Genomic DNA, 20,632 nt, shown 5'->3' on the forward strand with positions numbered 1-20,632 from the left:
CGTCGTAGTACAGGGCTGCCCTGCCTCTGCGCGTGTGACGCGCGCCCGTCGAGGGCCCGCGGCCCCCGGTGCCCATGCTCCTCGGGTTGGCGTCAGTCGCCGGCTTGCAGCCAGTAGACGGAGACGGCGAGGAGTGGGTCCGGTCCGTCGTTGCGAATCTGATGCGGCACCCCGCTGTCGAACGCCGCGACGTCGCCCGCCCGCAGGACGCGCGCCTGGTCGGCGTACGTCAAAGTTCCGACCCCGGACACGATGATCCACACCTCACGGGAGCGATGGACATCCAGGTCGTTGGAGGTGTTCGCGGCCACCGACCAGCGCGCGACCTCGAACGGGGCGGGCGCCGTCACGGGGAACGGCAGCAGCGCGCGGTGCACCGGGCCGCCCTCGGTGAAGTCGTACCAGTGGTCAAACGTCACGACACCGCTGGTGATCGCTGAATCCGAGCTCCGCATGTCGTCGAGACTGCCCCGCCGTACCTGGTCTGTCTGGCGGCGATCGGACCTGACGCTGCCCGCAGCGGCGCGGCGGACCGCTGCTCACCGACAATCGGTCGGGTAGCTCGGCCACCGACCCGGAAATGCAAGGTGAGCTGCTTCGATTGGTCGAACCCGCCGCCGATTCGGCCGCCGGGGCGACTAGCGTGGATCACGTCCGTGGCGTTGTCGCGGTGCGGGGAAACAGCGGAGGTACACGTGCTGCGGTTCGGCTTGTTCGGCACCGGTCACTGGGCGATCGAGACGCACGGGAAGGCGCTGCACGCCCATCCCGACGCGGAGCTGGTCGGTGTGTGGGGTCGCAACCCGGAGCGGGCCTCCGCGCTGGCCGAGCGGTACGGGGTGCCCGCCTACGCCGACGTCGACGCGCTCATCGAGCAGTGCGAGGCGATCGCCGTCGCCCTGCCGCCGGACATCCAGGCCGACATCGCGGTCCGGGCGGCCCGCGCCGGTCGGCACCTGCTGCTGGACAAGCCGCTGGCGCTCAGCGTGGCCGACGCCGACCGGGTCGTGGCCGCCGCCGAGGAGTCCGGGGTCGCCTCGGTCGTCTTCTTCACCCAGCGGTTCCAGCCGAACGTGACAGCGTTCCTCGCGGCCACCGCCGCCGCCGGGGGCTGGCAGCACGGCCGGACCACCGCGTTCGCCTCGATCTTCCAGGACGGCAGCCCGTACGGCGGCTCGTTGTGGCGTCGGGAGCACGGGGCGCTGTGGGACATCGCCCCGCACGCGCTCTCGATCCTCCTGCCGGTGCTGGGTCGGGTGAGGCAGGTGGCCGCGATGGACGGCCCGAGCGGGATGGTGCATCTGCTGCTCACCCACGAGGGCGGCGCCACGAGCAGCGCCTCGCTCTCCCTGGACGCCCCGACCGAGTCGATGGCCCGGGAGTTCGTGTTCTACGGCGAGAACGGCATCGAGAACGTTCCGGTCGGTGAGAACGACGCCGCCACCGCGTTCGGCGTCGCCATCGACCAACTCGTCGAGCAGGTGCGGGCGGGGACCCGGGACCACCGCTGCGACGTCCGTTTCGGCCGCGAGGTCGTCGCCATCATCGCCGCCGCCGAAACCGCCCGAACCGAATCCCGCACCATCCCCCTCCCCTAAACCCCAACCCCAACCCCAACCCCCACCCCACCCCCCGTCGCCCCGGTGATCATGAAGTTAGCGGCGCGACACGCCGTGGCGGGTGGCAATAACCTCATGATCACCGGGGCGGGGCGGGGCGGGGCGGCGAAGGGCGGGGGGTGGGTTTAGGTGGGGGTGGAGAGGGCGGCGTTCAGTTCGTCCGGGTTGTTGAACTGCTCGGGTGGTAGGGCCTGGAGCATCTGCAACATTTCCGTGCTGGCCCCGTTCTCCTGACCCCAGCGGATCAGGTCCTCCCGGGAGACCGGGTAGTCGAGCCCGGCCAGGTACTCCTGCAACTGAACCCCGGTGACGGTCATGTCGGCCGGCTACCCGCTCGCGGTGGTCGTACACCGGGTGGGTTGGAGCCCACGACGGCCCGGCGGCCGGCGTGTCGGCCCGCGACGCGCGCACGGTTTGCCGCTGCGGCGGTCGGGTAGCCGCTGGCATGCTGGTTCAGCGGCTCGGCGCGCCGAGCGATTTCGACCCGTTGCTGGAGCGCGTTCGCAACGCCCGGGTGGTGATGATCGGCGAGTCCACCCACGGCAGTTACGACTACTACCGGTTGCGCGAGCAGCTCACCCGCCGGTTGATCGCGGAGTGTGGTTTCTCCTTCGTCGCGGTGGAGGGTGACTGGCCCGACTGCGACCGGGTGCACCGGTCGGTGACGGCCGCGCCGGGTGGCGCGCTCGACCCGCAGCTCGCACTCGACCAGTTTGAGCGATGGCCGACCTGGATGTGGGCCAATGCCGAGGTGGCCCGGTTCGCCAGTTGGCTGCGGGCCTGGAACGTGGAACTGCCGGAGGAGCAACGGGCCGGGTTCCACGGCCTCGACGTGTACAGCCTCTGGGAGTCGATGCAGGCGATCTTCGACTACCTGGGGGAGGAGGACCCGAAGTCGCTGGAGGCGGCGCAGGACGCCTACCGGTGTTTCGAGCCGTACGGCAAGAGGGTCGAGGAGTACGGCGCGGCCAGCCGCTTCGTATCCGCCCGGTGCGAGGAGGAGGTCGTCCGGTTGCTCGCCCGGACCCGTGAACACGCCCTCTCCGACGGCCCGGACCGCTTCTCGGCCTGGCAGAACGCGGAGGTGGTGGCTGGCGCCGAGCGCTACTACCGGGCGATGGTGGCCGGTGGGCCGGACTCGTGGAACATCCGCGACACCCACATGCAGGACACCCTGGACCGGCTGTTGGACCGGTACGGCCCGGACGCCCGGGGAGTCGTCTGGGCGCACAACACGCACGTCGGCGATGCGCGGGCCACCGACATGACCGCCGACGGGATGGTCAACCTTGGTCAGTTGGCGCGGGAGCGCCACGGCGAGGACTCGGTGGCCCTGGTCGGCTTCGGCAGCTACCGGGGCACGGTGATCGCCGCGCCCCGCTGGGGTTCACCGCCTGAGGCGATGGTGGTGCCCCCGGCCCGGGAGGGCTCGGTCGAGCGGCGGTTGCACGAGCTGATGCCGGAGCGGGCGGTGCTGATCTTCGGCGGCGACGATCAGCCGGGCTGGGTCACCGAGACCGTGGACCACCGGGCGATCGGGGTCGTCTACGACCCGTCGTTCGAGTCCTGGGGCAACTACGTGCCCACCCGGCTGGGCGACCGCTATGACGCCTTCATCTGGTGTGACGACACCACGGCTCTGCACCCGCTACCGGTGCCGGCCGCCCCCGGCGAGATGCAAACCTACCCAGCCGGAGTCTGACCCGCGTCTGCTGGAGTCGACCATGGAGTTGTGGTGCTGGACGAAGGCCCCTGATCGGGGCGCAACGGGCACCACAACTCCATGATCGACCGCGGAGGTGCGTTAGACGTGCGTGGGGGTGCGGTCTTCCAGGTGGGTGCGCAGGCCTTCGCCTTCGATGTCCACGTTGGGCAGCGCGCGGTTGAGCCAGCGGGGCAGCCACCAGGCGCGGTCGCCGAGGAGCGACATGACCGCCGGAACGATGGTCATCCGGACCACGAACGCGTCGATGGCGACGCCGATGGCGAGCGCGAAGCCCATCGACTTGATCACCGGGTCCTCCAGGAAGACGAAGCCCCCGAAGACCGAGATCATGATCAGCGCGGCGGCCGTGACCACCCGTGCGCCGTGCCCCATGCCGCTGATGGTGGCCTGTCGGGCCGTCTCACCGTGGACGAAGTCCTCCCGCATACGGGACACCAGGAACACCTCGTAGTCCATGGCGAGCCCGAACAGGATGCCGATGAGCAGGATCGGCAGGAAGCTGATCAGCGGGCCGGGGGTGTCCAGGCCGACGAGGTCGGCGAGGTGCCCCTGCTGGAAGACGGCCACCGTGATGCCGAACGTGGCGGCGACGGTGAGCAGGAAGCCCAGTGCCGCCTTGATCGGCACCAGCAGCGAGCGGAACACCAGCATCAGCAGCAGCACCGAGAGCCCGACCACCAGCAGCAGGTAGATCGGTAGCGCGTCGGAGAGCTTCTCGGAGACGTCGATGCCGATGGCGGTGACGCCGGTGAGCAGCACGTCCGCGTCGGGGATCCCGCTCACCGCCCCACGGATGTCGTGCACCAGCGTCTCGGTGGCCTCGTCGGTCGGGCCGGTCTTCGGCACCACGCCGAGCAGCGCGGTCCGGCCGTCCGGGCTGAGCTGGGGCGGCGCCACCGCGAGGACGTTCTCGGTGCGCTGGAGCAGGGCGGTGACCTGCGGCACGGCCGCCGAGGTCGCCTGCGGGCTGTCACCGGCGACCACCACCGCGAGCCGGCCGGTGAAGCCCGGACCGAAGCCCTCGACGGTCAGGTCGTTCGCCACCCGGGCGGGTGAGCCGACGGCGGCCGTCGCGGCGCCCGGCAGGGCCAGCCGCATGTCCGGCGTGGGCAGCGCGAGCAGCCCCAGGCCGAGCAGACCGACCAGGATGACCGGTACGCGGAACCGCGTGATCAGTCGCGCCCAGCGGAAACCGAACCGGTTGCGCTCGTCGGTCGTGGTCGGCGTCGCGGTCGGCCGGTCGGTGACGTCCGAGTCGTCCTCGTCGGCGGCGGTGCCGTCGGCGGCGGTCCCGTTTGCGGCGGTCCCGTCGGTGGAGACGGAGCGGAGCCGGCGGGGGAGCACCCGGCGACCGGCGAAGCCGAGCAGCGCCGGCTGGAGGGTGATGGCGACCAGCACAGCGACGGTGACCGTGCCGGCGGCGGCGAGACCCATCACGGTGAGGAACGGGATGTCCACCACGGCGAGCCCGGCCAGGGCGATGACAACCGTGGCGCCGGCGAAGACGACTGCCGAGCCGGCGGTACCCACGGCCCGGCCGACCGCCTCCTCCGGGGACAGGCCGTCGAGCAGGTTCTGCCGGTGCCGGGAGGTGATGAAGAGCGAGTAGTCGATGCCGACCGCGAGACCGAGCATCAGTGCCAGGATCGGCGCGGTGCTGGTGAGCTGGACAGCGCCGCTCAGCGCGAACAGCCCGGCCATGCCGGCGCCCACGCCGATCAGCGCGTTGAGCATCGTCATGCCGGCGGCGACCAGGGAACCGAAGGTGATGATCAGGACGATCGCGGCGACCAGCACGCCGAGCGCCTCGGTGGAGCCGATCTCCGGCTCACCGCCGAGCACCTCACCGCCGGGGGCGACCTGCCAGCCCTGTGCCCTGGCCGCCGCGCCCACCTCCTCGTACGCGGTGCGTTGGTCGTCGGTCACGTCGTCGCCGCCGGTGGCGAACTGGACCTGGACCAGCGCGTACCGGCCGTTTGGTGAGACCGCGCCGACCTGGAGCGGATTGACCGCCCCGACCACGCCGGGCAGTGCCGACGCCTCCTGGACCAGCTCCTGCACCACGGCCTGGCCCTGCGGGGTGGCCAGTTGGCCGTCGGCGGGCGCCTTGACCGTGATGGTGCCGGTGGCGCCGCTGGCCGCGGGGAACTGGTCCGCCAGCAGGTCGAGCGCGCGCTGGCTCTCGGTGCCGGGCATTGTGAAGTTGCTCGCCGTCGGGCCGCGCAGGGTCGCCGCGGCCAGGCCGGCGACGACGAGTACGACGAGCCAGAGCGCGACGACGAGCCGTCGCCGGCGCAACGCGCCCCGGCCGAGCCGGTAGAGCAGGGTGGCCATCAGGAGTCCTTGTCCTCGGTCGTGGGTGGATGGGGCACTGGTGCGTCGACGGGTTCGACGGCCCGTCGGGCGAGGGTGAGCAGGGCGAGGCGCAGTTCGTCGTCGGGGATGTCGGCGAACTCGGCGCACGCCTCGGAGATGCCGGCGAGCAGCACCAGCGCGGCGATCCGGGCGCCTGGCCGGTCGGAGTGCCCGGCGAGGGCGTCCCGCAGCCGGTCGGAGATCTCCTGGATGTGCGCGAAGGCGGGCTGGCACAGCAGCTCCGGGAACTCGCCGCGCAGGACGGCGATCTCCTGTCGGAACCGCACCGCGAGGTCGACGAAGCCCTGTGCGGCAACCTCCTGGGCGGCCGCCCCGGTTAGGCCGTTGAGCTGGTCGTCGAGGCTGCGAAGCACCTCGATCGCGGGTGCCATCAGTTCGGCGAGCAGGGCTTCCTTGTTGGCGAAGTGGTAGAGCACGGTGGCCTTGGAGCAGCCGACCTCCCGGGCGATGTCCTGCAGAGAGGTGCCCCGGTAGCCGGTCACCGTGAACCGCCGCGCCGCCGCGGCGAGGATCTCGCCGTGCGTGTCGGGTACCGCTCTGCCCATGCCCGGTCCACCTCCCGCAGACCAGCATGCCTGACCGATCGGTCAGACCCTGACCGATCGGTCAGATGGAAGCGGTGGCGTTCACCACACTCCTGGCGGGTTTCGTCAGACGTGCTCGGCGTCGTACCTGGTCCGGGCCGCAGCGATGGCCCGCCGGTGCCGCTCGGCCCAACTGGTCAGCGCGACCAGCGACTCGTAGAGCTCCAGCGCCATCGGGGTGGCCGTGTATTCGACCTTGGGTGGGACGGTCGGATAGACGGTGCGGTGCAGCAGGCCGTCCCGCTCCAGGTTGCGCAGCGTCAGCGTGAGCATCCGACGGCTGATCCCCTCGATGTGCCGCTCCAGTTCGGTGAAGCGCACCGGGCCGTGCGAGGCGGCCACCAGGATGCCGATGCTCCACTTGCCGCCGACCCGGTCGAGCACCTCGCGGACGGTGCACGCGCGAGCCTGACCGGGGGTGAACGGCACGTTCTCGGCCGAGCAGGTCAGCTCGGCCTTGACCAGCGCGGACACATCGCTGTTCCTCTGGGACATCAAAGTGCCTCCTTCCGCCGCGGTTAATGGTCACAGACGATGACCTCGGTAACAAACCGTGCCCCAAGGAGGGTTCCGTGGAACGTGTCGTCCCATCCCGTTGGCCGGCGCTGCTGGTGCTCTGCGCCGGCAGCCTGATGATCATTCTCGACGGCACCGTCGTCGCGGTGGCGCTGCCCGCCATCCAACGCGACCTGGGCTTCAGCGCCGCCGGCCTGGCCTGGGTGGTGAACGCCTACCTGGTCGCGTTCGGCGGGCTGCTGCTGCTCGCCGGTCGGCTCGGAGACCTGCTGGGCCGGCGCGCGGTCTTCCTGGCCGGCGTCACGATGTTCACCGTCGCCTCGCTGGCCTGCGCGGTCGCCACCGGGCCGGCCCTACTGGTGGGCGCGCGGTTCGGGCAGGGCGTCGGCGGCGCTCTGGCCATGGCGGTCAGCCTCGGCATGATCGTCCGGCTCTACCCCGAAGCGGCCGAGCGGGCCCGTGCCATCGCCGTCTTCAGCTTCACCGGCGCGGCCGGTGCGTCGATCGGCACGGTCGCCGGCGGGGTGCTCACCGAGGCCGCCGGATGGCGGACCATCTTCCTGGTCAACGTGCCGATCGGGGCGGTCATCCTCGTCGCGGCCCTGCGCCGGCTGCCGGCCGAACGAGGGGCCGGCCTGCGCGCCAGCCTGGACCTGCCCGGCGCGCTGCTGGCCACCGCCGGTCTGATGGCCGCGGTGCTGGGCATCGTCGGAACGGGCGAGCACGGCTGGACCAGCCCCCGGACGCTCGGCGCGGTAGCCCTCGCGGTGCTGCTGCTCAGTGGGTTCGCGCTGCGCCAACGGGTGGCGGCGGCCCCGCTCGTGCCGCCCCGGGTGCTGCGCGTCCCGGGCCTGGTGGCGGCGAACGCCGTGCAGTTCCTCATGGTCTGCGCGTACTTCGGGTTCCAGTTCCTGCTCGCCGTGGAGCTGCAACTGGTGCTGGGGTTGGACGCCGCCGCGACCGGCTGGGCCTTCCTGCCCACCCCGGTCGTGATCGCCGTGGTCTCGCTCGGCCTGGCCGGTCGACTGATCGCCCGCTTCGGTGCCCGGATGGTCCTGCTGGTCGGGCTCGGCCTGGCGAGCGTCGGCTTCCTCCTGCTCGCCCGGCTGCCCGTCGACGGCGCCTACGTCGCTGACGTACTCCCCGCGATGTTGATCTTCGGGGTGGCCGGCGGGCTGACCCTGCCGGCGGTCACCACGGTGGCCATGGCGGGCGCGACCGAGACCGACGCCGGGCTCGCCTCCGGCCTGGCCAACACCACCCAACAGGTGGGCGGAGCGGTCGGCCTCGCCGCGCTGGCCACAGTCGCCGCCACCCGCGCCGACGGGCTGCGGGCCGCCGGCTGGGCCGAGACCGCCGCGCTCGCCGGCGGGTACCGGACGGCGTTCGCCGTGGCCACGGGTCTCGTGGTCGCCGCGTGGCTGGTGGCGCTGACCACAGTGCCCCGACACCCGGCCCAGCCGTCGCCGGCGGCCGGAGAGTCGGAACCGGCCGGGGTGGGCGCCGGAATCGATCCGGCCCGAAGCGCCGCGTCCAGTTGACCGACGGCGGTGCGGCCGGGAGGGTGATCGGGTGAGCAAGGCTGACGAGACCCGGGACGGCGTGGCCCTGACCAACCTGGACCAGCCGCTGTCCGACCGCGACGACGCGACGAAGCGTGACCTGGTCGACTACCTCGACGCGGTCGCCGACCGGATCCTCCCGCAGTTGCGGGGCCGGCCGCTGTCGGTGATCAGGGTCCGTCCCGGCCAGCCGCCGTTCATGCAGAAGAACCTGCCCCGCTACACCCCGGACTGGGTCCGCCGGGCGCCGGTCTGGGCGGAGGCGTCGCACCGGGAGATCTCGTACGCCCTCTGCGACGACCGCCGCACCCTGCTCTGGTTCGCCAACCAGCGGGCGGTGGAGTACCACCCGACGCTGGCCACCGTGGCGGATCTGCACCGCCCGACCCACCTGATCCTCGACCTGGACCCGCCGGACGGCGACGGGTTCCGCGCGGCGGTCGACGCCGCCCTGCTGGTCCGTCAGGCGCTCGCCGACGCCGGCCTGGCCGGTGCGGTCAAGACCAGCGGCGCCAAGGGCGTGCACGTCTTCGTTCCGGTGAGCGACGAACCCACGGCCGAGGAGCTGGCCGCCGCCACCCGGGCGCTCGCCGTCCGCGCCGAGCGGCTCGACCCGGCGCTGGCCACCACCGCCTACATCAAGGAGGACCGGGACGGCCGGGTCTTCGTGGACGCCACCCGGGCGGGCGGAGCGACGGTGGCCGCCGCGTACAGCCCCCGGCTGCGCCCCGGGATGCCGGTCTCGTTCCCGGTCGACTGGGCGGACCTGACCGAGGTGACCCCCGCCGACTTCACCATCCGGACCGCGCCCGCGCTGCTCGTTGACGGCGACCCGTGGGCCGCGCTGATGCCGGCCCCGCAACAGCTCCCCGCCGACCTGGTGGCCGAGGGCCGGAGCATCCCGGTGGCGCGGGTGCAGGCCATGCACGAGGGGAAGCGTCGGGCCCGCGCCCGCCGCGAGGCTGGCTGACCGGCCCGCCGGCCCCCGCCCGGGGTGCGGCGGATTGTCGGTGGGTTGTGGCACGATTTCGCGGGTGAGCAGCAAATCCGACGTGACCCAGCGACTGGCCGACCTGGCGCGGCTGCGCCGGGTCCGCGACCGGATCGACCGGGAGTACGCGTCTCCGTTGGACGTCGAGGCGCTCGCCCGTGGCGCACACATGTCGGCCGGGCACCTCAGCCGTGAGTTCCGGCTCGCCTATGGTGAATCTCCCTACAGCTACCTCATGACCCGGCGGATCGAGCGGGCGATGGCCCTGTTGCGCCGTGGCGACCTGAGCGTCACCGACGTCTGTTTCGCTGTCGGTTGTTCGTCGTTGGGCACCTTCAGCACCCGCTTCACCGAGCTGGTGGGCGTGCCGCCCAGCGTCTACCGGCGGCAGGCGGCACAGGCGACGGCCGGCATGCCGTCGTGCGTGGCGAAGCAGGTGACCAGACCGGTCAGGAATCGAGAAGCGCGGGTCGCCGAGCCGCAACTAGCGTGACCAGCATGGACATCACCATTCATTCGAGTTTCCTGCCGCACACCGACCCGGAGGCCTCGCTGGCCTTCTACCGCGACGTCCTCGGCTTCGAGGTCCGCCTCGACGTCGGGTACGAGGGGATGCGGTGGATCACGGTCGGGCCGGTCGGTCAACCCAGCACCGCCATCGTCCTGCACCCGCCGGCCGCCAACCCCGGCATCACCGACGACGAGCGGCAGACCATCCTTGAGCTGATGGCCAAGGGCAGCTACTTCGGCGTCAACCTCGCCACCACCGACCTCGACGCGACCTTCGCCAAGCTGGAGGCCAGCGACGCCGAGGTCGTCCAGGAGCCGACCGACCAGCCGTACGGCGTGCGCGACTGTGCCTTCCGGGACCCGGCGGGCAACATGGTCCGCATCCAGGAAGTGCGCTGAGTCCTGCGCGCCCGAGGAGATGGAGACACGATGAGCACGGCCATCCAGCCGTCCGCGCCGCACGTCGCCGACAGCCACGACCTGATCCGGGTGCAGGGCGCGCGGGTGAACAACCTCAGGGACGTCAGCGTCGAGATCCCGAAGCGGCGGCTGACGGTGTTCACCGGCGTCTCCGGCTCCGGCAAGAGCTCGTTGGTGTTCGGCACCATCGCGGCCGAGTCGCAGCGGATGATCAACGAGACCTACAGCGCCTTCGTGCAGGGCTTCATGCCGACGTTGGCGCGGCCCGAGGTCGACCTGCTGGATGGCCTGACGACGGCGATCATCGTGGACCAGGAGCGGTTGGGCGCGAACTCCCGCTCCACCGTCGGCACCGCCACCGACGCCAACGCGATGTTGCGCATCCTGTTCAGCCGGCTCGGGCAGCCGCAGATCGGCTCGCCCAACGCGTACTCCTTCAATGTTCCCTCGGTGAAGGCGACCGGGGCGATCACCGTCGATCGCGGCGCCGGCAAGACGAAGACCGAGAAGGCGACCTTCAACCGTCTCGGCGGCATGTGCCCGCGGTGCGAGGGCATGGGTGCGGTGACCGACATCGACCTGTCGGCGCTCTACGACGACAACCTCTCGCTCAACGAGGGTGCGATCACCATCCCGGGTTACAGCATGGAGGGCTGGTTCGGCCGGATCTTCCGGGGCTGCGGCTACTTCGACCCGGACAAGCCGATCGCCAAGTTCACCAAGCGGGAGCTGCACGACCTGCTCCACCGGGAGCCGACCAAGATCAAGATCGACGGGATCAACCTGACCTACTCGGGCCTCATCCCGTCGATCCAGAAGTCCTTCCTCGCCAAGGACATCGACGCCCTGCAGCCGCACATCCGCGCCTTCGTGGAGCGCGCGGTGACCTTCACGACCTGCCCCGAGTGTGCCGGCACCCGGCTCAGCAAGGAGGCCCGGTCCTCGAAGATCAAGGGCAGGAACATCGCCGACGCGTGCGCGATGCAGATCAGCGACCTGGCCACCTGGGTACGCGGGATCGAGGAGCCGTCGGTGGCCCCGCTGCTGGCCGGCCTGCAACATCTCCTCGACTCGTTCGAGGAGATCGGGCTGGGCTACCTCTCCCTCGACCGACCGTCGGGCACCCTCTCCGGCGGCGAGGCGCAGCGCACCAAGATGATCCGCCACCTCGGCTCCTCACTCACCGACGTCACCTACGTCTTCGACGAGCCGACGATCGGGCTGCACCCGCACGACATCCAACGGATGAACGAGCTGCTGCTCCAGCTGCGCGACAAGGGCAACACCGTGCTGGTCGTGGAGCACAAGCCGGAGGCCATCGCCATCGCCGACCACGTCGTCGACCTCGGGCCCGGCGCGGGCACGGAGGGCGGGACGGTCTGCTACGAGGGCACAGTGGAAGGTCTGCGGGCCAGCGGCACCATCACCGGCCGCCACCTCGACGACCGGGCGGCCCTCAAGGAGACGGTGCGGACGCCCACCGGCAAGCTGGAGATCCGCGGCGCCACCGCCAACAACCTCCAGGACGTGGACGTCGACGTACCCCTCGGGGTGCTCGTCGTCGTGACCGGCGTCGCCGGCTCCGGCAAGAGTTCGCTGGTGCACTCCTCGATCCCGGCCGGCGCGGGCGTGGTAGCGATCGACCAGGGCGCGATCCGCGGCTCACGGCGCAGCAACCCCGCCACCTACACCGGGTTGCTCGACCCGATCCGTAAGGCGTTCGCGAAGGCCAACGGGGTGAAGCCGGCGCTGTTCAGCGCCAACTCCGAGGGCGCCTGCCCGAGCTGCAACGGCGCCGGCGTCATCTACACCGACCTGGGGATGATGGCGGGCGTCGCCGCGCCCTGCGAGGACTGCGAGGGCAAGCGGTTCCAGGCGTCGGTGCTGGAATACCGCTTCGGCGGCCGCGACATCAGCGAGGTGCTCGCGATGTCGGTGACGGAGGCCGAGAAGTTCTTCGGCGCCGGCGAGGCGCGTACGCCGGCGGCGCACGCCATCCTCGAACGGCTCGCCGACGTCGGGCTCGGCTACCTGAGCCTGGGGCAGCCGCTCACGACCCTCTCCGGCGGTGAGCGGCAACGGCTCAAGCTGGCCACCCACATGGCCGAGAAGGGCGGCGTCTACGTCCTCGACGAGCCGACCACCGGCCTGCACCTGGCCGACGTGGAGCAACTGCTCGGCCTGCTCGACCGCCTGGTCGACGCCGGCAAGTCGGTGATCGTCATCGAGCACCACCAGGCGGTCATGGCGCACGCCGACTGGATCATCGATATCGGCCCCGGCGCCGGCCACGACGGTGGCCGGATCGTCTTCGAGGGCACACCCACGGATCTCGTCGCCGCCCGCTCCACCCTCACCGGCGAACACCTGGCGGCGTACGTCGGCAGCTGACCGGCCGCCTCCGTCACCATTGTGGCGGGTGTCGCGCCAACACGATGAAGGCTCCTGACCGAATCTGCCCGAGGTAAACGAGAAGGGACCGGCCGTCCCACCTCGACGGCCGACCTGCGCACCCCCGACGACCATGAGGTTCGCAAGGGCAGGACGACACGCCCGGAGCGCATTGTCTTTTCGAGGAGACGATGGCTCCGGGCGACCGGGTCGGTGCGGCTTTCAGGTCTCAGATCCGGGTCATAGTGGAGGTGTAGCCGCCTCCGCCGGGGTAGGTCCATTCGCCGGTGACCGTGGTGTCGTCGGTGCTGAAGGTGCCCTCGTAGTAGGCCGGGCTGCCTTTCGCGCCGGCCCAGATGGTCAGCTTGTCGCCGACGAGTTCGTAGACGTAGTCGAAGGTGTTGCCGGCCGTGTCGTAGAACCGCGACGCCACATCCGCGCCGACCGGCTCACCGAACGGGTGCAGATTGCCGATGACCTCGAGACCGGTGACGGGTTGGTCGAACTGGCTCAGTTCGACGTGCTGGAGCAGGAAGAAGCGGCCGGCCATCCACTCGTACCGCACGGTTCCCTCGGCGCCGCCGGTCACCGACCAGGTGCCGACCAGACGGTCCAGGGCGGTCAGTTCGGCGCTCGGCTGGATGTTCTCAGACATCGTGTCCTCCTCGGGCGGGTTGTTGCCGGTACCTCGGAGGCGACGCCCGGGCTTTGACGTCGACGTCAGGTGAGCTGGGTCACGCTCCCGGAATGTCAAAGTTCACGGTGCGGCCACGAGGTAGCGACAAGCACCCACCAAGGAGGAAGTCATGGCCACCATCGCCGCCGTTCCCGCCAAACGCCGCTCGTCCGACCGCCTGCTCCTCGCCGGCGGCCTCGCCGGACCGGTCTTCTTCGCCTCGGCCGTGACGCAGATGCTCACCCGGGAGGGCTACGACATCACCCGGCATCCGATCAGCCAACTGGCCACCGGAAGTCTCGGCTGGATCCAGATCGTCACGTTCGTGCTCGCCGGCCTCGGCGGGGTCGCCCTCGCCCTCGGTGTCCGACGCACGCTCACCGAGGGAACCGGGCGGCGTGTACTGCCAATCTTCATCGGGATCTTCGGCGCCGGGCTCATCGCGGCCGGGGTGTTCACCATGGATCCTGAATACGGCTTCCCGGTAGGGACCCCTGACGGGCCGGTCGGCGAGATGTCCTGGCACGGCATCGCGCACTCGGCGGCGGCCGCCATCGCCTTCACCGCGCTGGCCGTCGCCGCCATCGTGCTCACCATCCGGCACGTCCGCCGTCGGGCCACCCTGCCGGCGGTGCTGAACGGTCTCGTCGCGCTCATCCTGCTGACGCCGATGTCGCCGAACCACATGAGCATCCAGATCGCCGTGAACGGCCTGGTCGCCTTCACCTGGACGACGGTCGTCGCCCTCTCCCTGCGCCGTACGAGCTGATCGGCGTAGCGTGATCCGCGCCCCGCTAACACGAGGATGATCATGAAATACCTGCTGCTCAGCTACACGCCGGCCGCCGCCTGGGACGCCGCGACCGCCGACACCCCGTCCGAGGAGGCGCTTGCCGCGTTCGCCGCGTACCAGCGGTTCGAACGGGAGCTGATCGAAACCGGCGAGTTCCTCAGCAGCGAGGGACTCGGTCACCCGGTGGTCAGCACCACGGTCCGCAAGACCCCGACCGGCGTGGTGGCCACCGACGGCCCGTTCGTCGAGCTCAAGGAGGTCCTGGCCAGCTTCGCGGTGATCAACGTGGACAACCAGGAACGCGCCGTCGAGATCGTCTCGCGAATGGTCGAGGTTCTGGGCGAGCCGATGGAGATCCGGCCGATAATGGGCGCGGACTTCGCGGCGTGACCCTCTGCATCCAGCGTCGCCGGACGGCGGCAGACGCGGAGGGCACACGAACGGCAGCACCCGCGTGACACCGAACGTCGAGCACCTGCTGCGCACCGAGGCGCCGCAGGTCCTCGGCGCGTTGGTGCGGCGCTTCGGCCACTTCGATATCGCCGAGGACGCGGTACAGGAGGCAATGCTCGTCGCGAGCCGGGCGTGGCCGACGGACGGAGTGCCGGAGAACCCGCGCAGCTGGCTGATCCGGATCGGGTACCGGAGGATGGTCGACCTGCTTCGCACCGATCAGGCCCGGCGCCGCCGCGAGCGGCACGCCGGCATGAGCGAGCTGGCGATGCGGGACCCGAGCCGCCAGGCGAGTCCTGCGCTGGAGACCGACGACAGCCTCACCCTCCTGTTGCTGTGCTGTCACCCCACGCTGAGCCCGACCTCCCAGGTGGCGCTCACGCTGCGCGCGGTCGGCGGCCTGACGACCACGGAGATCGCACACGCGCATGGGACGACCGAGAACACCATGGGCGCCCGGATCAGCCGGGCCAAGCAGCACCTGGCCCGCGCCGGTGCCCGGTTCACCCCGCCGACCGACGCCGACCGCGACAGCCGGATGAACGCCGTCATGCAGGTGCTCTACCTGATCTTCAACGAGGGCTACACCGCCTCCGCCGGGGACGAACTCACCCGCGTGGACCTGACCCGCGAGGCAATCCGGCTGACCCGCATGCTCCGCGACTCCCTGCCGGACGACCCTGAGGTGACCGGGCTGCTCGCCCTGATGCTGCTCACCGAGTCGCGGCGCGCTGCCCGTACCGACGGGGACGTGTTGGTGCCGCTGGACGAGCAGGACCGGACAGGGTGGGATCCCGAGCTGATCCGCGAGGGCATCGGGCTTATCCACAACGTCTGGCGGCGGCGTGAGGTGGGCACGTACCAGCTGCAGGCCGCGATCGCGGCCGTGCACGCCGCCGCCGCGTCGCCGGACCAGACGGACTGGCCCCAGATCGCGGCCCTGTACCTGGGACTGGAACGGCTCAGTCCGACCGCGCCGGTACGGCTCAGCCGGGTGGTCGCAGTCGCGCACGCGTACGGGCCGGGCCGAGGGCTGGCCTTGCTAGACGACCTCAACCGCAGCTACCACCTGGACGAGGACCCGCTGACCCGACAGCGCGAACGCGCGATCCGCGCACATCTGCTCGAGATGACCGGTGACACGGCCGGCGCGGCGGCGTGGTACCGCGAAGCAGCCTCCCTGACCCGGAACCAGGTCGAACAGCGATACCTCCAACGCCGAGCCCACCGCCTCGGCTGACCAATTGTCGGCCGACGTCCGCACATCGGCAGACCCGGATGCCGAGCCCCGCTTCGTCGGACGGTCGCGTGTCACACAGCGTCACCTACCGGGGCGGCCCGCCTGTCCCACCCGTCTCCAGCAGCCCACCAACGGGAGGCTGGCTGACCCTGATGCGGCCCTGTGTCGAGCCGTGCCTGGCTCTGCGTCGGAGCCGGTACGCCGACACCTACGGAAACGACCGATGCGAACGCCAGCGAAGGTCGTCCTCACATCGGTCGTGATATGTCCGGAGGCGCCCATCAGCCCTGTCGGCTGGGCGGAGCGGGTAGGTTGCCTGCACCACCAGCACGCGCCCAGGTGCGGCGCGGTTCTTTTTTGGTGCCCCCGGCAGGATTCGAACCTGCGCCCCCGCCTCCGGAGGGCGGTGCTCTATCCCCTGAGCTACGGGGGCTCAGCGACTGGAGAAGACTAGCAAACCTCCCCTGCGTACGCCGAATCGGTATCGGGTGAGCCGATCGTGTCGGACCGGCCCACCCGGTGCTCAGGCGGCTACCGCCCGCCCGCAGCTGGGCAGCGGGTGCAGGACGATTCGCCGAGGGAGCCGGCGCGGCCACTCGTTGCGCGGCCAGGAGCCGTCCACGATCAGGTGGACGGTGCGCTGCTCCTCGCCACTGAGTCGCAGCACGAAGTCGCGGGGGAGCGGCGGGTCGACCGTCGGCGTCGTGATCATGAAGCGCACCCGACCGCGGGACGAGACGGCGGAGATCACGTCGGCGGCGGGCATCGTGCCGCGCAGCCGGACCCGGCCGATCCAGTAGACCTCCGCGAGGTGCTCCTGGGCGGCCCGGGTGATCCCCGGGTACTCGCTTCGGACCCAGCGCTCCACCGCGCTGACGCAGAGCCCGCAGGCCCGCTCCCGCGGTTCCCGCGGACCCAACCCCCAGGCCCGCAGGTACGCCCCGACCGCGCCGGTGTCCAGCGGCAGCTCGAAGCGCCGCTGGATGAGCGTGGTGAGGCTCTGCCGCGTCCACAACTCCTCGTCCAGGCCGAACTCGTCGGGATGGACGCCCCGCAGCATGTCGATCAACTCGAGTTCCTGTTCGCGGCTGAGCATTCCCGGCTCGCCCTGCCGCTGTCCGCGACGGACGGCTGCCACCGCCCCGTCACCACCGATGGTGTGGCGTCGGCACCAACTGGTGACCGAACGCCGTGCGTCTCTGAGTGCAACCCCCACGTCTTGGGCAACGAGCCCGAATCGCAACTGGTCACGATATGTGGGGAGAAAACTCTCTAAGCAACGTAATCGCCTGTCCCACTCAAAACGCCCACAAGGTGCGAGAGGGGTGTTCAGGTCATACACGGCGGGTCTGGCCTCTTGATCGACTCGGGTTCCTGGACCTCGGGGCATCCGGGTCGCGTGGACGGCGCGGTTTCCTGCGACCCGAGTCGATCAAGGCCGGGCGGCAGGGGTCGGAGCGGGCGGGACACATGGTGCGGCCCGCGTCACCGCCACGGATCGGCGGGGACGCGGGCCGTTGCGCCCGTCCGGTCGGTCAGCCCTTGGCCTGCGCCTGGAGTTGCCGGAGGTTGTTCAGTTCGGTCTGCTGGGTGTTCTTCATGGTCTGGGCCACCCGCACGACCTCGGCATTGTCGGTCTCGTCGAGCGCCGCGTCGATCATGTGGATGCCGCCCAGGTGGTGGTCGTACATCAGGGTCAGGAACTGGCGGTCGACCTCGATGCCCTGAGCGTTGCGCAGGGCGGTCATCTGCTGCGGCGTGGCCATGCCCGGCATCAGACCGTCCTTGACGGTGGCCCCGTCGGACATCCACGACATCGGCGGGTTCGACCCGGTCGGGCTGAGGCCCCACTCGCGCAGCCAGGTCTGCATCGCGCCGATCTCGCCCTGCTGCCCGGTGGCGATGTCGACGGCGATCTGCCGCACCTCGGGGAGGGTCGCCGACCGGTACGCGATCAGGCTCATCTCCACCGCCTGCGCGTGGTGGGTCGTCATGTCCCGGGCGAAACCCGCCTCGACCGAGGCGTCACCGGGTCGGGTGAGCCGCGGCGTGAGCAGACCGCCCCCGTAGCCGAGGAGAAGCCCCACCACCAGCATGATGGCGAGCGCCAGCACGCCGTAGCGCGACGCCGGGGCCCGGCCGCCCTCCTCCGGGTCGGCCGGGATCTCGTCGTACTCGCTGTCGGTGGTCGCCGGAGCGGTCATTGCCGTCCTTACTGCTGGGGCTGCTGCTGAAGCTCACGCGGCGTGGTGCCGGTGGCGGTGATGCCGGTGTTGCAGAGCGCCGTCGGGCCCTCGACGGAGGCGTTGACCCGCAGGTCCTTGATGAACTCGTCGATCCGCGAGTCGTCGGCGTTGTCGACCTTGAGCTGGTAGCCCCACGCCTGGAGCGAGATCGGCTTGTCCAGGTTCTCGTACGGGCTCATCATCATCTTCTCGACGCCGCGCACCTTGTCGGCGAGCTTGTCGACCTGGTCCTTGGGCAGGTCGGGGCGGTAGGTGATCCACACCGCCCCGTGCTCCAGGCTGTGCACCGCGTGCTCGCTGGCGATCGGAGCGTCGTAGACGTCGCCCATGCAGTTCTGCCAGGCGGCGTTGTGCACGCCACCCACCGGCGGCGAGTACTTGTAGGTCAACGGGCCCGACTTGTGCGACTCGTAGTCGAGGCTCTCCTTGTCGGTCTTGCGGATGTTGACGATGCCGTCGATGGCGTTGGCCCGCTTGTCCCACGGCTTGGAGCCCTGGAACGACGCCCAGGCGCCGTAGCCGATGATGCCGGCCGCGAGCACGCCGACCGCGACGAAAAGCGCGATCGGGCCCCAGGCGCGGCCCTGGCTCACCTTGACCGGTGTGACCGGCTTGCGCGGGCCCTTGCCCCCGCCCCGGGGGGAGCCCGTCGGCTTGCCGGAACCGGCCTTGGCGCCGGACGCCGGCCGGCCCGCAGCCGGCTTCTTGCCGGTGCTGACCACGGTCGGGCGGCGCTCAGGGCCACCCGGGGTGCTGATGCTCATCGTGCCTCGTCAAGTCGGTCGGTCAGGGGAGTGGCGGGCCGGTAGACGCGCAGGGGAGCCGCCGAGTGCCCGAGTCTACCCCCGATAACATGGTTGGGTGACTCCTGCAGAACTAGCCTCGGTCGTCCTTGCCGCCGCCCACGCCGTCTTCGAGCAGCGGGGGCTCGACCGCGCCGCGCTGCCGGCGAGCACCGTGGTGGAGCGACCGCGCAACCCCGAGCACGGCGACTACGCCTCGACGCTCGCGCTGCAGTTGAGCAAGAAGGTGGGCGTTCCGCCCCGGGAGCTGGCGACGGCCCTGGCCGACGAGCTGGGTCGGGCAGAAGGTGTCAAATCGGTGGAAATCGCCGGGCCGGGCTTCCTGAACATCCGGCTCGACGCGGCGGCCGCCGGTCAGCTCGCGCGGGTGATCGTCGAGGCCGGCGCGGAGTACGGCCGCAGTGACCGGCTCGCCGGCGAAAAGATCAACCTGGAGTTCGTCTCGGCCAACCCGACCGGGCCGGTGCACATCGGTGGGGTCCGCTGGGCGGCCGTCGGTGACGCGCTGAGCCGGCTGCTGCGGGCCACCGGCGCCGACGTCGGCACGGAGTACTACTTCAACGACGCCGGTTCGCAGATCGACAGGTTCGCCCGGTCGCTGCTCGCCGCCGCCAAGGGCGAGCCGGCGCCGGAGGACGGCTACGGCGGGGCGTACATCGCTGAGATCGCCGCCGAGGTGCAGGCCCGGCGGCCGGAGGTGTCCTCGCTCGACGACGACGCCGCCCAGGAGGTCTTCCGGGTCGAGGGCGTCGCGCTGATGTTCGACGAGATCCGTTCCTCGCTGCGTGACTTCGGGGTGGAGTTCGACACCTACTTCAACGAGAAGGACCTGCACGACCGGGGTGAGCTCGACCTGGCGCTGAACCGGCTGCGCGAGCAGGGGCACCTCTACGAGTCCGAGGGCGCCACCTGGCTGCGCACCACCGACTTCGGCGACGACAAGGACCGGGTGCTGCGCAAGTCCAACGGCGAGTGGACGTACTTCGCCGCGGACTGCGCCTACTACCTGGACAAGCGCGAGCGCGGCTTCGAGCGGGTCGTGATCATGCTGGGTGCCGACCACCACGGCTACATCGGCCGGATGAAGGCGATGTCCGCCTGCTTCGGCGACGACCCGGAGCGCAACCTGGAGATCCTCATCGGGCAGCTGGTCAACCTGCTCCGCGACGGTGCCCCGATGCGGATGAGCAAGAGGGCCGGCACCGTGATCACCCTGGAGGATCTGGTCGACGCGATCGGGGTGGACGCCTCCCGGTACGCGTTGGCCCGCTACTCCAGCGACTCCCCGATCGACATCGACATCGAGCTGTGGACCCGGGCGACCCGCGACAACCCGGTCTACTACGTGCAGTACGTGGCAGCCCGGACGGCGGGCGTGGCCCGCAACGCCGCCGAGGTGGGGCTGGTTCCGGGCGACGCCGACGCGTTCCGCCCCGAGCTGCTCGCCCACGAGAAGGAGAACGAGCTGCTCAAGGCGCTCGCCCAGTTCCCCGCGGTGGTGGCGACCGCCGCCGAGCTGCGGGAGCCGCACCGGGTGGCCCGCTACCTGGAGGAGAGCGTCGCCGCCTCCTACCACCGCTTCTACGACAACTGCCGGGTGCTGCCGCTGGGCGACGAGGAGATCACCGACCTGCACCGCGCTCGGCTCTGGCTCAACAACGCCACCCGCACGGTGATCGCCAACGGCCTGCACCTGCTCGGCGTCTCCGCACCCGAGAGGATGTGA

At 70.8% G+C, this 20,632-nt stretch carries 20 protein-coding genes and 1 tRNA gene; 11 read left to right on the forward strand and 10 right to left on the reverse strand.

Going from position 1 to position 20,632, the window contains the following annotated elements:
* Positions 1-92 precede the first annotated feature (92 nt).
* Positions 93-419, reverse strand: coding sequence for a cupin domain-containing protein (locus tag AB0877_RS08840; RefSeq protein WP_366608015.1), 327 nt, complete (start codon positions 417-419; stop codon positions 93-95).
* 276 nt (positions 420-695) lie between these two features.
* On the opposite strand from AB0877_RS08840, the gene AB0877_RS08845 reads away from it, so the two are divergent.
* A complete protein-coding gene (locus AB0877_RS08845) occupies positions 696-1,598 on the forward strand; it encodes a Gfo/Idh/MocA family oxidoreductase (RefSeq protein ID WP_366608016.1) in 903 nt (300 codons plus the stop codon).
* Between the two features lie 146 nt (positions 1,599-1,744).
* Here the strand turns inward: AB0877_RS08845 and AB0877_RS08850 are convergent, their stop codons facing one another.
* Positions 1,745-1,936 (reverse strand): DUF2795 domain-containing protein, encoded by a 192-nt coding sequence (locus AB0877_RS08850; RefSeq protein ID WP_366608017.1) that lies wholly within the window; start codon positions 1,934-1,936, stop codon positions 1,745-1,747.
* Between the two features lie 128 nt (positions 1,937-2,064).
* On the opposite strand from AB0877_RS08850, the gene AB0877_RS08855 reads away from it, so the two are divergent.
* Positions 2,065-3,321: an erythromycin esterase family protein gene (locus AB0877_RS08855; protein WP_366608018.1), complete on the forward strand. Its 1,257-nt coding sequence runs from the start codon at positions 2,065-2,067 to the stop codon at positions 3,319-3,321.
* Between the two features lie 102 nt (positions 3,322-3,423).
* On the opposite strand, the gene AB0877_RS08860 is transcribed toward AB0877_RS08855, so the two are convergent.
* The 3 genes from AB0877_RS08860 to AB0877_RS08870 form a co-directional block, all read right to left on the reverse strand.
* Positions 3,424-5,679, reverse strand: a complete 2,256-nt coding sequence (locus AB0877_RS08860) for an MMPL family transporter (RefSeq protein WP_366608019.1) — start codon at positions 5,677-5,679, stop codon at positions 3,424-3,426.
* A complete protein-coding gene (locus AB0877_RS08865) occupies positions 5,679-6,266 on the reverse strand; it encodes a TetR/AcrR family transcriptional regulator (RefSeq protein ID WP_366608020.1) in 588 nt (195 codons plus the stop codon). Before AB0877_RS08865 ends, AB0877_RS08860 begins: the two co-directional genes overlap by 1 nt.
* 105 nt (positions 6,267-6,371) lie before the next feature.
* Complete coding sequence (locus tag AB0877_RS08870) at positions 6,372-6,803, reverse strand: helix-turn-helix domain-containing protein (RefSeq protein WP_366608021.1); 432 nt, start codon at positions 6,801-6,803, stop codon at positions 6,372-6,374.
* Between the two features lie 74 nt (positions 6,804-6,877).
* Between AB0877_RS08870 and AB0877_RS08875 the strand changes: the two genes are divergently transcribed.
* The 5 genes from AB0877_RS08875 (at position 6,878) to AB0877_RS08895 (ending at position 12,695) form a co-directional block, all read left to right on the forward strand.
* On the forward strand, positions 6,878-8,362 hold the full coding sequence (locus AB0877_RS08875; protein ID WP_366608022.1) for an MFS transporter: 1,485 nt from the start codon (positions 6,878-6,880) through the stop codon (positions 8,360-8,362).
* The gene (locus AB0877_RS08880; RefSeq protein ID WP_366608138.1) at positions 8,334-9,353 is read left to right on the forward strand and encodes an ATP-dependent DNA ligase; all 1,020 of its coding nucleotides are present in this window, start codon (positions 8,334-8,336) and stop codon (positions 9,351-9,353) included. The genes AB0877_RS08875 and AB0877_RS08880 overlap by 29 nt, the downstream gene beginning before the upstream one ends.
* Before the next feature lie 64 nt (positions 9,354-9,417).
* Entirely contained in the window at positions 9,418-9,867 is a 450-nt protein-coding gene (locus tag AB0877_RS08885) for a helix-turn-helix transcriptional regulator (protein WP_366608023.1), read from the forward strand.
* A 5-nt stretch (positions 9,868-9,872) separates the two neighbouring features.
* Positions 9,873-10,283, forward strand: coding sequence for a VOC family protein (locus AB0877_RS08890; protein ID WP_366608024.1), 411 nt, complete (start codon positions 9,873-9,875; stop codon positions 10,281-10,283).
* 30 nt (positions 10,284-10,313) lie between these two features.
* Positions 10,314-12,695 carry an excinuclease ABC subunit UvrA gene (locus AB0877_RS08895; RefSeq protein WP_366608025.1) on the forward strand — a complete coding sequence of 794 codons (2,382 nt, stop codon included), beginning with the start codon at positions 10,314-10,316 and terminating at the stop codon, positions 12,693-12,695.
* A gap of 229 nt (positions 12,696-12,924) precedes the next feature.
* On the opposite strand, the gene AB0877_RS08900 is transcribed toward AB0877_RS08895, so the two are convergent.
* A complete protein-coding gene (locus tag AB0877_RS08900; RefSeq protein ID WP_366608026.1) occupies positions 12,925-13,350 on the reverse strand; it encodes a hypothetical protein in 426 nt (141 codons plus the stop codon).
* 151 nt (positions 13,351-13,501) lie between these two features.
* Between AB0877_RS08900 and AB0877_RS08905 the strand changes: the two genes are divergently transcribed.
* The 3 genes from AB0877_RS08905 (at position 13,502) to AB0877_RS08915 (ending at position 15,857) form a co-directional block, all read left to right on the forward strand.
* Complete coding sequence (locus tag AB0877_RS08905) at positions 13,502-14,140, forward strand: DUF998 domain-containing protein (RefSeq protein WP_366608027.1); 639 nt, start codon at positions 13,502-13,504, stop codon at positions 14,138-14,140.
* A gap of 42 nt (positions 14,141-14,182) precedes the next feature.
* Positions 14,183-14,554, forward strand: coding sequence for a YciI family protein (locus AB0877_RS08910; protein WP_366608028.1), 372 nt, complete (start codon positions 14,183-14,185; stop codon positions 14,552-14,554).
* 64 nt (positions 14,555-14,618) lie between these two features.
* Positions 14,619-15,857 (forward strand): sigma-70 family RNA polymerase sigma factor, encoded by a 1,239-nt coding sequence (locus tag AB0877_RS08915; protein WP_366608029.1) that lies wholly within the window; start codon positions 14,619-14,621, stop codon positions 15,855-15,857.
* A gap of 358 nt (positions 15,858-16,215) precedes the next feature.
* Here the strand turns inward: AB0877_RS08915 and AB0877_RS08920 are convergent.
* The 4 genes from AB0877_RS08920 to AB0877_RS08935 form a co-directional block, all read right to left on the reverse strand.
* A tRNA-Arg gene (locus tag AB0877_RS08920) sits at positions 16,216-16,290 on the reverse strand.
* A 90-nt stretch (positions 16,291-16,380) separates the two neighbouring features.
* Entirely contained in the window at positions 16,381-17,073 is a 693-nt protein-coding gene (locus AB0877_RS08925; RefSeq protein ID WP_366608139.1) for a winged helix-turn-helix domain-containing protein, read from the reverse strand.
* Positions 17,074-17,392: 319 nt separating this feature from the next.
* On the reverse strand, positions 17,393-18,061 hold the full coding sequence (locus tag AB0877_RS08930; protein ID WP_366608030.1) for a DUF305 domain-containing protein: 669 nt from the start codon (positions 18,059-18,061) through the stop codon (positions 17,393-17,395).
* A gap of 8 nt (positions 18,062-18,069) precedes the next feature.
* Positions 18,070-18,867, reverse strand: coding sequence for a DUF3105 domain-containing protein (locus tag AB0877_RS08935; RefSeq protein ID WP_366608031.1), 798 nt, complete (start codon positions 18,865-18,867; stop codon positions 18,070-18,072).
* 97 nt (positions 18,868-18,964) lie between these two features.
* Between AB0877_RS08935 and argS the strand changes: the two genes are divergently transcribed.
* The gene (gene argS / locus AB0877_RS08940; protein WP_366608032.1) at positions 18,965-20,632 is read left to right on the forward strand and encodes an arginine--tRNA ligase; all 1,668 of its coding nucleotides are present in this window, start codon (positions 18,965-18,967) and stop codon (positions 20,630-20,632) included.

Source organism: Micromonospora sp. NPDC047644 (assembly GCF_040704315.1).
In the GTDB taxonomy this organism is placed as follows: domain Bacteria; phylum Actinomycetota; class Actinomycetes; order Mycobacteriales; family Micromonosporaceae; genus Micromonospora.

Bases quoted from the DNA above. Each gene is read 5' to 3' on its own strand.
- AB0877_RS08850 (WP_366608017.1), bottom strand. From the start codon at position 1,936: ATGACCGTCACCGGGGTTCAGTTGCAGGAGTACCTGGCCGGGCTCGAC.
- AB0877_RS08855 (WP_366608018.1), top strand. From the start codon at position 2,065: ATGCTGGTTCAGCGGCTCGGCGCGCCGAGCGATTTCGACCCGTTGCTG.
- AB0877_RS08860 (WP_366608019.1), bottom strand. From the start codon at position 5,679: ATGGCCACCCTGCTCTACCGGCTCGGCCGGGGCGCGTTGCGCCGGCGA.
- AB0877_RS08865 (WP_366608020.1), bottom strand. From the start codon at position 6,266: ATGGGCAGAGCGGTACCCGACACGCACGGCGAGATCCTCGCCGCGGCG.
- AB0877_RS08890 (WP_366608024.1), top strand. From the start codon at position 9,873: ATGGACATCACCATTCATTCGAGTTTCCTGCCGCACACCGACCCGGAG.
- AB0877_RS08895 (WP_366608025.1), top strand. From the start codon at position 10,314: ATGAGCACGGCCATCCAGCCGTCCGCGCCGCACGTCGCCGACAGCCAC.
- AB0877_RS08900 (WP_366608026.1), bottom strand. From the start codon at position 13,350: ATGTCTGAGAACATCCAGCCGAGCGCCGAACTGACCGCCCTGGACCGT.
- AB0877_RS08905 (WP_366608027.1), top strand. From the start codon at position 13,502: ATGGCCACCATCGCCGCCGTTCCCGCCAAACGCCGCTCGTCCGACCGC.
- AB0877_RS08910 (WP_366608028.1), top strand. From the start codon at position 14,183: ATGAAATACCTGCTGCTCAGCTACACGCCGGCCGCCGCCTGGGACGCC.
- AB0877_RS08930 (WP_366608030.1), bottom strand. From the start codon at position 18,061: ATGACCGCTCCGGCGACCACCGACAGCGAGTACGACGAGATCCCGGCC.
- AB0877_RS08935 (WP_366608031.1), bottom strand. From the start codon at position 18,867: ATGAGCATCAGCACCCCGGGTGGCCCTGAGCGCCGCCCGACCGTGGTC.